Source organism: Pseudoalteromonas luteoviolacea S2607 (assembly GCF_001625575.1).
Classification (GTDB): Bacteria; Pseudomonadota; Gammaproteobacteria; order Enterobacterales; family Alteromonadaceae; genus Pseudoalteromonas; species Pseudoalteromonas luteoviolacea_E.
In genome coordinates this window covers 170,764-185,026 of the sequence record NZ_AUXV01000002.1, presented here as the reverse complement: position 1 = coordinate 185,026, position 14,263 = coordinate 170,764, and the positions used below count along the sequence as shown (strand labels likewise).

The following is a 14,263-nucleotide window of genomic DNA, read 5'->3' as shown; positions in this document are numbered from 1 at the left end:
CAAAAAAAGGGCTCATAGCCCCATAAATTCAGCTGTTCGCTCTTGGGCCCAAATTGCTATTATCTAGCACCAGACACAACAACGCCCCGAACCAAGCGGGGCGTCACACCAAAAACAAACTGTGTGGCCAAAGGCCGAGCTTGGTTGCGGACTGTATCAGCCTAAATTAAGCTTGCGCTTAAACGCAAAACGCGCATTACGAAGAATGCGCGACCTTAAGAAATTCAGCGATTTCTTACATTGGTTGCGGGAGCCGGATTTGAACCGACGACCTTCGGGTTATGAGCCCGACGAGCTACCAGGCTGCTCCATCCCGCGTCCATATGCAGTGCTACACTGCTCAATTGGCGAGTATTATAGAGATTGTTCCATTAATACGCAACCACAAACTAGATAAATTCAAAACCGACAACAACTTCATCTATTAGACAAAAAGGCTTTAACAATCATTAACATTGAGTCTTTGTACCTATTGCAGATCCATATATACTTCACTTTTATTACAATCAGGAGAAGTTTATATGAAGAACAAAACCGCCCAGCTTACCTTGGCAGCGTTATCATCACTCTTAATGAGTGGCACTGTTGCCGCTAACTCGTGTGCGAGTGCTGGCCCGCAAACACCGCGAGACATTGATAACTTGCACGGCGAAAACAAACGTGTTTTCAGCATCGCACCACCCTCTGAGCAAATGAACCTTTGCAATATCCACTTCCATAAAAATGCCGAGCATAAAGCCAAAGACTTTTCGGTATTTGCTGGTGATGGGAAATATGGTGGCTATCAATGCAACGCAACTGCAGATTTAACTCCTGCAGAGCTGCGCGCACCGAAGGGGAAAGTGTGTAAAAACGTGAAGCCGGGTGACACTATTGAAGTTCATTGGGTGCATAGCTCTTGTGATGTAAAACCAGGTAAAGGACTTGGCTCATGCCTAAATGCGCAATGCGCTAATCCAGATTTGCGCGTAGAAACCCAAGTGTTTCTTGTCGTCAATGACGAAGATGCACTGGACTTTAATGACCTATCGTACGATGGCAACATCACCAATGGCTACCACCAACCGAAACATATACCTGACAATACCGGTAAACCAGTTGAATTCTTAGGCTCCACAACAGGCCCAAGTTACAACGACAAACAGTGCTCGCCATTACAGGTGACATGGAGTGTTCGCCCAGCTTGCGCAAAGGTTGATATCAACAGTTTGGCCAAGTGGTGTGAAGACAATGCATTTGAAGAAGATCATGCGCACGGAGTAAGACAACTTGTGACAGATCCTAAGCTGCTGTCTCCAATAAACTAATTTACCGCTTTATGTAGAAGTGTACTCAATACACTTCTACATTTCTTTGTTGTTTTGTTTGCAATAGCAAAAAGTTCCTGCCTATACTCAAAGTTAGGGCCTATTTTAAAATTGAAGCATACAGCCCCTACAAGAACAATTTCCCAAGTTTTTTACGTTTTGTTAGTTGTACCTATTCGGATTATGGCGAAACAAATTTGATTTAAACTTGAGCACGGATCAGCTCTAATCGTATTGGAGCGATTATGAGTATTTCACCTTATCAGTATCAATTACTTAGCCAAACTTTTGCTACCATAAAACCTAATTTCCACTGCTTCTGTGTAAGTTTCAACCACCGCTTGAACATGCACCCAATGTCAATGCATATTCCCTCTGCCGAACATCAAATTCTAGCTATTGAATATCAATTGAGGGCTTTTATCCAACAAAGCCTACTGCGCATTGCAAACCAACAGGAGTTATGTCGGTATATTATTGAAAACATAGCATCAATCAAAGCGCTTAGACCCTCTGTATGTGATATAAAAATACTGTGCAACTGCTTTATGGATACACTCAAAGTGCATTTAGGTAAACAGTTTACGTTAGCCGTACGAAATGCGTGGAAACGTGCCTTACACATTATCGCTAACGTGTTAAAGTCCGAGCTATTTGGTATGACTAATGTCGTTTACCTTGAGCAGTTTAGGTTGAAAAGGCAGCTACACCATTCCTAATCAAGGTGACATTCCAAAAAGGAAGCATTAGACTGGCCCTAAATTAGGTTATTTTAGGTGAGTTTATGAAACGTATCGCTATTTTAATGGGTCTTAGCGCAATATTCGCGACTGGATGTGATGTATTTGAAGACTCCAAAGCCCAAATTGAAGCACAATATCTGTCTGAAAACCAAGAACTACAGGCAGTCATCGAACAAATTCGTGAGCAAGGCTTAGAAGCGATGAGTCAAAGCGCTCAAGCAGGGTCATTAGCTGGCTGTGTTGTAGGAAAACTAGATGGTGACCCTATGGGTGCTCTGGTTGAGGTCGAAGGCGCGCTACAAGACAGTGCCAGTGTTGCCGATTTAGCCAACTCCATTGCGAGTTTAGGTGACCAAGAGATTAGTCTAGAAACTATACCTGAGTTACTAAAAGCGGGAGCTGAGACCGTTACTTATTTGAAAACACTACTCGAAACTTACGACCTTGCTGAATTACAAAGCCAATTTGGCACTTTACTGGAACAAGGGCAAACAAAAACAGAAGACATCGGTACACATTTACGTGGCTTAATTGAACAGTGTAACTAGTTACCATGTCAAAATGCTCAGCCACCCAATTGGCGCTGAGCATTCGTGTCAATAATCATGGGTTAAAACAGTCTCCAGCGACGCTTTTTAGCACGTACTTTGTGCACCCAGTTTACTTCTATCGTAGTTACCGCCAGAGTGTCACTCTGAGCTTTTGAAATAAGCTCGTAGCTAACACTTTCGGCAGAACCAAAATTCAATGTATACTCAAAGTTTGCCGTATTTGCCCAACACTGGATAATTCGCTTCGACTCACTCTCTCTAAGGCAATAATCACCTGCTTGTGGTGCAGAAATTTCAAAAATCACATCAGCATAACAGGTACGTCCTTGGTTAAGAGCAACACATTTACTGGGTGTCGCGTTGAGTATTCCTTTACGCTGTTCTTTTGCTGATAAACCAAATGATATCAACACAAAGAACATTAAAATTACCTGAGTGAGTCTAAAATACATATTTCACTCCAGTAAAGATGACACGTGCATAGTTAGACTCAACCAGTGGGCTACTTTTAACTCCACCGGATCCGACCAACACAGACACGCCTGCGCTGTATACCCAATCTTGTGCAATTGGATAATTTAATTGAGTTTGCACAAATGCAGTTGCGCCGTCACCTGCTGTGAAGCCATACAAATAGTCATTCACTTCTGACGGGTCAACACCATAAAAGTAGTCATTAAAGTTTTGAGAATAATAATTCGCGCCAAAATTAAGCCACAGGTCCCAGTTTCTTAATTCAAAGTTGCGCGTCGCTTCCATATGAAAAACCCAACCGTTGGATTCTCCAAAAACATCGTAAACAAGCTCAACAACAGCTAAATACTCACCAATGTTTTGGTAATACGCAAAACCAATAGACTGATCAACCTTACGCTTTTTAATGCCTTCTAATTCTTTTACTTTGTCATCATTGGAATAGTAACCATTTTCCGAAAACGGGATCTGATAGTTACCAAAAATGACATCCAACCCCCAACCTTCTCGTTGAATCAATTGATAGCCCAAATCGGAACCACCAAAAAAATCTCCTGAGTGTGTATTGAGGTAAAAATTTTTATACTGAAGTTTTGCATCTATTAAAGGGGCAAGAGAAGAAAACTCGTGCTTAGCACCTATCAGCTTGGGCAATTTCGTATTTACATAGAACGCCCCCAAGCTCAATTGCCACTCAAACTCTTCTTCATCATACCAAGGCTCAGCTTGAACCCTCCCCGTGATGACTAAACACGCAGCAAAGATTACATATACTATTATTTTCATTGTTTATTATCTTTTTTACGCAGCTCTTGTGCCTATATTAAGTCCCAGATCATACCTGAGCACTTCTCATCCAACAAGAAAACATTTTTCAATTCAACAATTAACATTTTTTAAATCATTCTGTCACAAATAAATTTTTAAATGCGTCTTCTCACAATCGAGTAAACATTCAAATCGAGGATACAATGAAAAAACTCCTTTTTCTTTCTGCGCTTATGGTAAGCACTGGGAATGCGCATGCATTTAGTCAAGAAACACATAAACGCATCGTTATTGACGCTGTTAATTATATGGCACAAAACCCAAATACAACAGAGTTTAATAAGTTACAAAATTTTGCACAGTCAAAGGGAATGACTGTGGTACAGTTAGGTGAGTTAATGGGTCAAGCAGCCTTCGATGTTGATGACTTCGAAGACACTTTTTTTTGCGGTGCAATCACAGGTGATTGCGTACAAGCTCCGGTCTGGGGCGTAGCAAAAAGTATCGTTAAATACACCAGCTACTGGCACTTCCAAAATCATACTCAGGGCGCAGACCAACATGGCAATGACTTTGGCGGCTACAACTACGACAAACTAACTGTCTGGGGCACAATTGACAATATGGCTGCGACTTGGCTTAAGGGCGATTACCTAGATGACGGACCAGGTGGGGAGACTGGTTGGTTTAATGCTGATGACAGTGAATATAATACCTACGGCATTACAGAAAAAAACTATCGCATTGATAGTCACTCAAACTACAACATGTATGATGACTTTGAAGAAATGCCATTCCAACCAATTGATAACTTAGGCCAGTACTGGTATCAAAGCTACCTGCAAACAGGCAATCCACAAGTGCTAGGGTTTGTATTTCATACCACAGATTTACTGCAACCTCATCATACTTGGACAACCTCAGACCTAAACCATGCTGATTGGGAATCGTGGGTAAAAGATTATTATGATAGAGAAAACCTGAATGATATGCGCTTAGTAGCTCAAGCAATGCAAAACTTTTCTCCTATCAATGCCAGAGAATCAGATATCCGACCTTTGCTAACTCAAGGTGGTGCCTTTTCATATGCCCAAGGTGGGATCGTGCTTAATTCAAAAGACCATCACGATAGATTAAATACCGCTAAGTTGGTTATTCCAAATGCCATTGCGATGGTAGTGCATTTACTTAATCACGCTATGGTTGCTCGCTAATGCGCAGTTTTATTTACCTCTTGGCTGGCTTTATTAGCCTGCCTTGTTTCGCGGCTTTAACGCACATTACAAACTCTGAGTTGGACTTGATGTATTCTCTTTATCAAGCGCAGGAGAGAGATATTTCAAAGCAGGCACTCCATAAAAGGCTATTAGAAAATCAGTTTCTAATTGCGCAAGCGGATATACGTGCTTTACCTTTAGTGGCAAGGCATTCTGATGTCGGGTTTAGCAATGCTTACCATGTGAGGCGCTATTTGCAGGCCATGTTGATACATCAGACCCCCAAACTCGCAGAGCGACCGAATAAGGCACCTGCCTTAGACTGGACCTCAGATCAGCTAATTTCTATCTTAGGTAGCTATCCAGACTCTGGTAGATACACCAAGAAGCAAATGCAGAGTTGGCATGACGTCGAGTTGGTGAAGTCACCGCGACTAACCCTCAAAGACGTTATCGATGATCAGTCAATGCAGGGACGCTTTGCACTGCATAGCGGTGATATCGCACACTTGCAAACTGTCGTTAACGAGTATGTCCGGTTTCACACTCTCAAAATTCGCGCAAGTAAAACGCTTGCCAAACATAACCTAAAGCTAGAAAGACTGAGGCTATTAGCGCTTGGAGAACTGCTGCGACCGCCCATGCAAACCTATTTAGGAATAAAAGATGAAATGCACGGAGAGCGCAGCGATTATGTTGAAGCACTTAAAGCGTCACTCTCTGCTGAAGAAGTTAATCAGTTTTACAAAAAAAACAAACGAGAATTTAAGTACCTTGATAACCTGTTTGCTACAGCCATCATTTTTGAAAGTCAGAAGCTTGCGAACAACGTGTTTGCTGAAATAAAGCGTACATCAATTTCTTCAGTAATGAAGCGGCATCGTCTAACTAATCAATTTGCCATGCCAGACAAGACACATAAACCCATCAAAATAACAAGGCATCATACGCTCACCTGGCTTGCCCAATTCGCTTTTAGTAGTCAGCTTGGTCAAGTCTCAAAGCCAATTCGAATGCCCAATGGATTGTGGGCCATTGTTTATACTAACCAACCGACTTTTAAGTTTCATTCTCCTGATAGTGAAACTGTACGCTATAGAGCTTCGTTGTCTTTAACTAAAGATAAAGCAATCAGTGCTTATGAAAAGTTATTTGCCGATTGGCAAAAAGCTAACGGTATCCAGCTATGAATAAAGTGAAAATCGTATTTTGCTTAATATTGCTTAGCTGTATTGCCACTTTGATTTGGTGGTTGGCTAATGCCACCATCAAACCATTTGAAAGCGAACCTGTACAAATTTCATATGCTACAAAACCTAAAAGCACTCAACAGCCGCCGCCTGCTACTACAAGCGAAATATCCCTGCAACTAAAGCGTCCTTCTTTATTCGATGCCAAGCCTACCGCTACATCGCAGCCTCCCACCAAATTCACTTCACAGGAGAGTATCTATATTCCACCCATAGCACGCACTGCTATGGCAGATTCTGTGCCAAAATATCGCGGCGACCTAAATGATCATGAGCGTTATAACGATTTTTTACTTGAGCAAGAGCAAACGTTGAAAAAAGACTATATTGCTGCTGTTGATAAAAAAGTTGAGCGGCTAACCCAAATACTACAAAAAGGGATCAGCGCTGGTTTCCCACAGTCACAACTAACCGAGGCAAGGGAAAAAATTACAGCGCTAAAAGAGATGAAAGCGCAGTTAGAAAAAGAACTAATAATACACAGGTGACCTTGAATTAGGTGTGCCTTGAACTCGCACACCTGCCTCTATTATTTAGTCACAAAAAAATCTTGTAAAATACGTAAGTAGATTGATTCTATCATGTCCAAATCTGCAATTGAGACATGTTCATTTACTTGATGAATAGATTCGTTCTTCACACCACACTCGACGACCTGCGTATCATCACTTGCAAAGAAGCGCCCATCTGAAGTGCCACCAGCAGTGCTTAAAGCAGGAAAGTGACCTAACTGCTTAGATATTGCATGTTCAACAAGAGACAAAAAACAGCTGTCATCTTTTTTACCTGTATAAAAAGATTCACAGGGCCGCTCCCATTGTAACTGGGCAGCAAATTTTGCTTGCTGAGTCAGAGTCTCAACTATTTCGCACACTTCCTGACTTTTATATGCATGACTATAACGAATATTAAATGTCACTTCACAGCTCGCAGGTACCAGATTATCAACAATATTGGGCACTGTAATGCCTGTTACTTGAAGCGTAGTTTTAGATCCGGGAACATCTTTCATCCAGTTCAGTGAAGTAAGTTTTGTGACTAACTCCCCCGCAATATGCGCCGCATTTATGGCTTTTTCTGGGTATGCAACATGCCCAGCTTTACCATTGATTGTTATACGTCCTGAAATGGCCCCCCTGCGACCATTTTTGATGGTGTCACCCACGGCTTTGTTTGACGTTGGCTCACCAACTAAGCAAGCATCTAAGACGACACCTTTACTTTGTAAATATTGCGCAATTTCTAAGGAACCGTATTCTGCTTCGCCTTCTTCATCGGATGTAATGAGCCAGTAAAAAGTGCCTGTACACGGCTTTGCTGCCGCACAAAGGTGTCGAGTCGCATTCAACATTGCAGCTATTGAACCTTTCATGTCGGCGGCACCGCGACCATACATGATCCCATCAATAACCTGACCTGAAAATGGATCCACAAGCCAACCGTCTGACTGCGCCGGTACCACATCAACATGACCTGAATAAGCAAGCGTTGGACCGTCACCAAAATGGTGTCTTGCAATGAGATTTTTTACGCCATTACGCTCGAATTGCTCTACCGAAAAGCCCTGCTTTTTAAGTTGAGATTCAAGAAAATTTAAGGTACCGGCATCATTTGGCGTGACCGAACGCGCTTGTATCAAATGCCTTAATACATCGACAGTCGATGAATAAGATCCTGTAGAAGATTGCAGTGGGTGAGACATCTCGATTTGCCATTCAACCAGTTTTAGTCCATTAAACGACTTAATAATGTCGGGTATATGTCCAGTTGATGGCAATTTTATTACGCAAATTGAGTTTATGTAGTGCTTTAAAATAGATACGCACTTCAACATTACTTGCAAAAATGCGAAAACTTAATCCAAATCAAACTTTCAGATATTGCTGAAATCTGACAAATTAAAGTTGATCTAGAACAGTTTTTCAATTTCTTCTTCCCCTTAGTATGGACACATCAGAAAGATTTACCTTGCATAGGTTCAGGAGATGAAAATGAACAAATTAACAGCTGCATTACTTTCAACCCTGCTAGTAACTGCACCCCTTGCACAAGCTCAATTTAGCGTTAACGTTGGTGCAATTCACGTAAACCCAATCGATAGCGCATCTGCTATTAATGAGAATAGAGCACTCGGACTGTCGGCCGACTCAGATACACAGCTTGGTATTACTTTTGACTACCAATACAATGACAACATTGTGTTCGAACTTGTCGCTGCCACTCCTTTTTCTCATACCGTTGAAGGGCAAGGTGGACTGGCTGGTAACGACATAGCTGAAATTAAGCATTTACCACCAACACTACTCGCTCAGTACCACTTTTTCGACGCAAGTGCTAAGTTCCGTCCTTTTATCGGTGCAGGTTTAAACTACACTGTATTCTTTGATGAAGAAGCAAGTGCAGCATTAAAACAAACTTTAAAAACCGATGACGTGAAAGTAGATTTAGACAACTCATTTGGATTAGCACTGCAAATGGGCTTTAACTACGAAATTAATGACAAATGGGGTTTGCATGTCATGGTATCTAAAATGGACATAGATACCGATGCAACAGTCTACGCAAATGGCGTTCAAGCATTGACTTCAGATGTAGAAATAGACCCATTTGTTGCAATGGTTGGTGCAAAGTACAAGTTCTAAGTACGGTAGCTGCCCATAAGGGCAGCAAATATAGCAGGGATCGCAACCTCAATCCCCTTGGCCACTTATGTGGCCTTTTTGTTATTCACTTTCTTTTGTTCTAGCATTTCTTTCCAATGTACGACTTCATCAGGCAAAGTGGGCACTTCACCTTCAAACTCGGCCAGTGCCAGTAGGTCGTCTACTGCAACTACCCCTTTTCTACTTTTAAAAACTCCTCGCACGTAGGCAATCGCGTGCAGCCCACTTGGAGAGTGAAACTTCTGTTCAATGTAAAAGTACTTGTGATCCCAACCAACAACTTGTGTCGTGACAGAAAATTTTTGCAATGGCTTGATGTCACGTACATAGGTGATGGCCGTTGCATTTACTATTGGAAACCACTTCTTTTTCAGAATTTTACCAAGCAAGCCGATTCGCTCTGTCATCCAAGTTCGAGCAATATCCATCATGGCTAAATAACGGGAGTTAGTCAGATGAAGATTTATGTCACAATCACTTGGCAATGCCCTAAAGTCAATTGTCGTCGAGTCTAGCATTCCCTCATAGGTTTTGTTTTTTTTAATTTTCCAAAACAATAGCAATAGTCGAAAATATAAATTCATGTTTCAAATGGTCTAACCAGTAAATTGTTGAGCCAGTGTATCATAGCTCTTAGTAGCAACAAGCGTGTTCAGTAAGTTAATTCTCTTTCTCTTTAAATTCGGCTACTTGCTTAATTTTAGAAACTGAATTAAGTTTTCAGTAATTTCAGAATCAGTGTGTGTTTATGAATAATATATTCAAAATTGGCTTTTTTATTTTTTCCATTTGTTTCAGCTTAAATGCTGTTGCGGATTTTGATGTAAACGGGCAAGGTGTCGTTACTTACCCAACTGGGGTAGAGAAAAGCTTCGATTTTGGATTTGGTTGGAATGCCAACAATCAGAAGTTTCGTATCGGCAAAAAATCATATTCAATGTCTCAGCTACCTGAGTCTTATTCAATTGCACTCACGCTGAGTAAAGATGGCTCAAAAGTGTGGATACAAGAGTTTAACGCAGGCTATATAGAAGAGTTTGAATGGAAAATTGGCCGACACAAGCTTAAGCTATCAAAAAGAGCATTTAGCTCGCGAGTAAGGGGCGACTATATCTTAACCTTGAACAATGTAGACTACTTTTTATCGCGTAATAACGTCAGCATTGATGTTCACTTCGAAGAGTCAGGTATAAAGTCAGTGAGGCTTGATGGTGTAACAAGAAATATGGGAACCAAGAAGTAGTACAACTACTTCTTGGTAATATGGACTGTTAAACTTTTACTGTTTTACGGTTAATGCCATATTCTCGCAATTTATTTGCAACGGCTGTATGACTCAAACCCAAGCGTTTTGCTAACTGTCTAGAACTTGGGTAAGCAGGGTATAGTTTTCTTAGTAACGTTGCTTCGAAGCGTTTCACGGCTTGCTCTAACGTTCCTTCAAAATCGGACTCTAAGTACCCTAAATCATGAGTAAACGTAGGCAACTGCATATTTTCAATACGCAGCTCTTTGTCATCCAATAAAGACACTGCTCGATAAATCGCATTTTCTAATTGACGCACATTGCCAGGCCATGGGTATTGCTCAAGAAACTCTAGGCATTCTGGATGTAATGCAGGTACAGCTTGTCCATTTTGTTGCGCATACTTTTGAATAAAGTGCTCAGCTAGCGGCTTAACATCAGCTTTGCGATCTCGCAAAGGGGCAATCTCTAGCGTGAGGACATTAATTCTGTAATAGAGGTCTTCACGGAACCCCCCTTCTTGCACCATAGCGGGTAAATCTTTTTGCGTCGCGGCGATAATACGAACATTTACTTTTACTTCGTTCTCGTCTCCGACCTTACGGAAAGTCCCATCTTGTAAAAAGCGTAGCAACTTAGTCTGTAACTGCTCAGACATCTCACCCACTTCATCAAGAAAAACGGTACCACCATCAGCTTGTTCTAATACACCCCTTTTGGAAGGCACATTGTCATCAAAGCTGGCGTAACCAAATAGCTCCGACTCGGCCACATCATCAGGTAAAGAGGCACAAGACAAGGCAATAAAAGGTTTCAAGGAACGATTTGAAGCATAGTGGCAAGCTCTCGCTAGCAGCTCTTTACCAGTACCAGTTTCACCAGTAATTAAGATCGGCGCTTCAAGTTGAGCCATCTTGCGTGCTTCCCTCACAACTCGGCGCATAGCGGTACTTTGATTGTGAATAGTCGCGAAGCTTTCTTGCCCGTAGCGTCTAAATGCACTGACCTGTTGTCCCAAACGGCTTTGCGATTTGATATTAATCACGGCACCGGCGAGAACATCACCTTCAGCACCTTGAGGAACTGCGATTGGAAGGATGTCTGCAATATAATCTTCACCACCCACTTCAACGCGTGTTGTTTGGCCTAGTACTTCAGTACCTTCAAGCCAGCGCGTAAAATTAAAGCCTTTTAGAAGTACATTGATGCTAGTCCCGATCACTTCATCTAAGGACAAGTTTAAGTCTCTACAAGCTGCATCATTGCAATGCCTAACACCGCCTTTTGCATCAATAGAAATCACCCCATCGGGCAATGCACTCAAAAGTGTATTAAGTTCATTGTGCTCGCGCTCTGAAGGCAAAAAGGCGGTAGTGCGAACATCTTCAACACCATCAATTAACCTTATTTCAGGCATGATTTTTTGAAATTGTTCAAATTCAATCGGCGGGAAGCTGACATACATACGACAATTTACAGAATCAACCTCAATCCCCTTTAGGTCAACTCGATAATTTACCAATATATTGAGAATTTCTTGTGCAATCCCAATTCGATCGGCGCAATGGATCTCTAAACGCATCTGTTCCTCAAAACGGTTTTTTACCTCTGTGCGGATCATACTCTAAGAATAGTCATCAGCCTAGCAAATTGTAAACATTTTTGGACAGATATTTTGTTCATCAAAATTAATAGTAATGGACTAAACTAAATATATGAAAAACTTGGCATTTAACTAGGTAGAAAAGATTGCATGCCAAACCCATTGCACTTTATAATACTAAATAACTAAACAATGTTAAAATGAATGGTGAGAACAATGAAAATAGAAAAAAAAATAGTCTTAGTTCTAACAGCCATTCTTCTTAGTGCATGTTCTGTTGAAGACCCATACGAGACTGGCCCAACTCAAAGCCAGCAGCAAGAGCAAGCTGAACAAGATAAAGAAAACGCCCAATCTGCAACGTTCACGGTGACCATTAAAGATGCCACTGGGGTGGAAGTTAAAAATGCAACGTTAAGTATTTCAGGAACAACCTATACAACAGACGACTCAGGGCAAGTCGCACTGCCTGACTTACCACAAGGTAACTATACCATATCCGTCAATAAGTCTGGCTTTCAAAGCTATTTGACGACATTACAAATAGACGATGAAACCGAGTCTTTTGACTTCAATATACAAAGCAAACCATCGCAATCCGTCAGTTTATTTTTTGCCGGGGACACAATGTTTGGTCGACGTTATATGGACCAATCGTTAATAACCATGGGGAATTTTTTACCGGATGTCGAAGGTGCATTAATTCGCGCCAGCTCAGCTGCCGAGAACGCGGTCGCTCTCACACAGTACGTTAAACCTCTAGTACAAAGTGCTGACTTTGCCTCAGTGAATTTAGAAACCCCTATTCTCAGTACCCCTGTCAGCGTGCACCCAACGAAGGAGTTTGCATTCTTTTCTCTACCAGAGACGTTACAAGGCCTTACAGAAATAGGCGTAGATTACGTCGCACTGGGTAATAACCATGTTTATGATTATTTGCAAAATGGCCTTGATGACACTTTAAAGTACGTTACAGAAGCGGGACTACTGCGCAGTGGCGCGGGTAATAATGATAGTGAAGCCTTTGCACCTCTTATCACTAACGTGAACGGTCTCACCGTAGGAATCATATCAGCGACCTCGATAACTGGTGAAGATAACCCAATTGACTATATAGCAAGCGCGCAAAAAGGGGGAGCAGCCGACTTAACAGATACAGCCAGCGTCACGAGTGCAATGGAAAGCGCCATAGCCCAAAGTGATTACGCAGTTGCGCAGCTTCATGGTGGCGATGAATATTCGTACGCACCAACTCGCTATATTAGTAATCGATTTGACGTGTTGGGCGCTGAAGGCCCAGATCTCATGATTGCTCACCACCCTCACGTTGCACAAGGGTTTGGGTTAATCGATGGCACCCCTGCGCTTTTAGGGTTGGGAAACTTTGTTTTTGAACAAAACCGTATCGAGACCTTATTGGGCGTCGCCGTCATTGTTGAAGTCGATCCAACCTCAGAGCTCAAAACTAAAAGTGCCCGTGCGTATCCTATCTATCTCGAAGACTATCAACCCAAATTGGTTACAGGCTTTTTAAGCGACTATTTAATACGCAGACTCGGAGAATTTTCTGACCCAAATGTGGCAGTCATACCCAAACAAGGGTTTGCGGAAGTTCGGTTCGCTCAAACAGTTGCACCGACTGCCAGCACACCCATACAAGTTACCCTACCGGCTGGCCAGCATATTGTTGACTTGCGAGCATATGCACCGAGCAATGCATTTTTAACTGGCATACAAAGCACCGAGTCTGCAGAAATACGCATGGGGCGCGACTTAATGTTATTTGGTGATTTTGAGGATTGGGATAACGATGAAGAGTTTGGCGAAGTTTCTCGCTGGGAAAACGACAGTGACAATCTTACACCTTGTCTAACGGGTGCCCACCGAGGCCGTCAAGGCATGTGTTTAGTGAGAACGCAATTCGACAACCGTCCCTTGAGAATGCCATTTAAACATACTATACGAACGATGCCCATAACCCCTGGCGACTCCACGCTCTTGGCCTATCACGACATGAGTTTATATGGCTATAGCAAAGGAGAGAATGCTGGTGTGTTGAGTGCCGAAATGTCGATTTTAACGTCGGAAGACAACCTTGTATTCTCAGAGCAAACGTTGCAAATTAAAGCTGCGGGTAACTATGACTGGCAAACGTTTGAACACTCTTTCAGCTTGCCTGAAGATTCAAATGTACTAGGACCTGAGAACCTACCTGCAAGGGCTGTTAAGCTCACATTTTTACATAGCCCTCCTGATGACGGAGAAGCAACACTGATGTTAGATGATATTGCACTGATATCATGGCAAAAAGATATTATACTTACCAATGGCGCATGGGCTCAAAACACTATGCATGGTATGGACTTTTTACAAGTTGATAGTCAAAAGGATGTCACAATTAGCCTTACATTCTCGTCTTTCCAATAAAGGAATAATTGGTA

At 42.0% G+C, this 14,263-nt stretch carries 14 protein-coding genes and 1 tRNA gene; 9 read left to right on the top strand and 6 right to left on the bottom strand.

Annotated elements, in window-relative coordinates; translation table 11 throughout:
- Positions 1–241 precede the first annotated feature (241 nt).
- Positions 242–318 (bottom strand) — tRNA-Met (locus N480_RS02245).
- A 254-nt stretch (positions 319–572) separates the two neighbouring features.
- Between N480_RS02245 and N480_RS02240 the strand changes: the two genes are divergently transcribed.
- The 3 genes from N480_RS02240 (at position 573) to N480_RS02230 (ending at position 2,598) form a co-directional block, all read left to right on the top strand.
- Complete coding sequence (locus N480_RS02240; protein WP_155732740.1) at positions 573–1,307, top strand: delta-class carbonic anhydrase; 735 nt, start codon at positions 573–575, stop codon at positions 1,305–1,307.
- A gap of 245 nt (positions 1,308–1,552) precedes the next feature.
- The gene (locus N480_RS02235; protein ID WP_063370900.1) at positions 1,553–2,026 is read left to right on the top strand and encodes a globin; all 474 of its coding nucleotides are present in this window, start codon (positions 1,553–1,555) and stop codon (positions 2,024–2,026) included.
- 65 nt (positions 2,027–2,091) lie between these two features.
- The gene (locus tag N480_RS02230; RefSeq protein ID WP_063370899.1) at positions 2,092–2,598 is read left to right on the top strand and encodes a hypothetical protein; all 507 of its coding nucleotides are present in this window, start codon (positions 2,092–2,094) and stop codon (positions 2,596–2,598) included.
- A gap of 62 nt (positions 2,599–2,660) precedes the next feature.
- Here N480_RS02230 and N480_RS02225 read toward each other — a convergent pair whose 3' ends face one another.
- Positions 2,661–3,053, bottom strand: coding sequence for a DUF3019 domain-containing protein (locus N480_RS02225; protein WP_063370898.1), 393 nt, complete (start codon positions 3,051–3,053; stop codon positions 2,661–2,663).
- Complete coding sequence (locus N480_RS02220; protein WP_063370897.1) at positions 3,043–3,861, bottom strand: MipA/OmpV family protein; 819 nt, start codon at positions 3,859–3,861, stop codon at positions 3,043–3,045. The genes N480_RS02225 and N480_RS02220 overlap by 11 nt, the downstream gene beginning before the upstream one ends.
- Before the next feature lie 185 nt (positions 3,862–4,046).
- Here N480_RS02220 and N480_RS02215 point away from each other — a divergent pair, with 185 nt between their 5' ends.
- The 3 genes from N480_RS02215 to N480_RS02205 are packed head-to-tail and all read left to right on the top strand — an operon-like array spanning position 4,047 to position 6,798.
- Complete coding sequence (locus N480_RS02215) at positions 4,047–5,057, top strand: hypothetical protein (protein WP_063370896.1); 1,011 nt, start codon at positions 4,047–4,049, stop codon at positions 5,055–5,057.
- Positions 5,057–6,250, top strand: a complete 1,194-nt coding sequence (locus N480_RS02210; RefSeq protein WP_063370895.1) for a peptidylprolyl isomerase — start codon at positions 5,057–5,059, stop codon at positions 6,248–6,250. Before N480_RS02215 ends, N480_RS02210 begins: the two co-directional genes overlap by 1 nt.
- Positions 6,247–6,798, top strand: coding sequence for a hypothetical protein (locus N480_RS02205; protein ID WP_063370894.1), 552 nt, complete (start codon positions 6,247–6,249; stop codon positions 6,796–6,798). Before N480_RS02210 ends, N480_RS02205 begins: the two co-directional genes overlap by 4 nt.
- 41 nt (positions 6,799–6,839) lie before the next feature.
- Here N480_RS02205 and dapE read toward each other — a convergent pair whose 3' ends face one another.
- Positions 6,840–8,012, bottom strand: coding sequence for a succinyl-diaminopimelate desuccinylase (gene dapE / locus N480_RS02200; protein WP_063370893.1), 1,173 nt, complete (start codon positions 8,010–8,012; stop codon positions 6,840–6,842).
- Between the two features lie 289 nt (positions 8,013–8,301).
- Here dapE and N480_RS02195 point away from each other — a divergent pair, with 289 nt between their 5' ends.
- A complete protein-coding gene (locus tag N480_RS02195; protein WP_081231711.1) occupies positions 8,302–8,952 on the top strand; it encodes an OmpW/AlkL family protein in 651 nt (216 codons plus the stop codon).
- 65 nt (positions 8,953–9,017) lie between these two features.
- On the opposite strand, the gene N480_RS02190 is transcribed toward N480_RS02195, so the two are convergent.
- Positions 9,018–9,557, bottom strand: a complete 540-nt coding sequence (locus tag N480_RS02190; protein WP_063370891.1) for a thioesterase family protein — start codon at positions 9,555–9,557, stop codon at positions 9,018–9,020.
- A gap of 164 nt (positions 9,558–9,721) precedes the next feature.
- Between N480_RS02190 and N480_RS02185 the strand changes: the two genes are divergently transcribed.
- Positions 9,722–10,216 (top strand): hypothetical protein, encoded by a 495-nt coding sequence (locus tag N480_RS02185; protein WP_063370890.1) that lies wholly within the window; start codon positions 9,722–9,724, stop codon positions 10,214–10,216.
- Positions 10,217–10,244: 28 nt separating this feature from the next.
- On the opposite strand, the gene tyrR is transcribed toward N480_RS02185, so the two are convergent.
- Complete coding sequence (gene tyrR, locus N480_RS02180) at positions 10,245–11,801, bottom strand: transcriptional regulator TyrR (protein WP_063355458.1); 1,557 nt, start codon at positions 11,799–11,801, stop codon at positions 10,245–10,247.
- Positions 11,802–12,038: 237 nt separating this feature from the next.
- Here tyrR and N480_RS02175 point away from each other — a divergent pair, with 237 nt between their 5' ends.
- Complete coding sequence (locus tag N480_RS02175) at positions 12,039–14,249, top strand: CapA family protein (protein WP_155732737.1); 2,211 nt, start codon at positions 12,039–12,041, stop codon at positions 14,247–14,249.
- Positions 14,250–14,263: the final 14 nt, after the last annotated feature.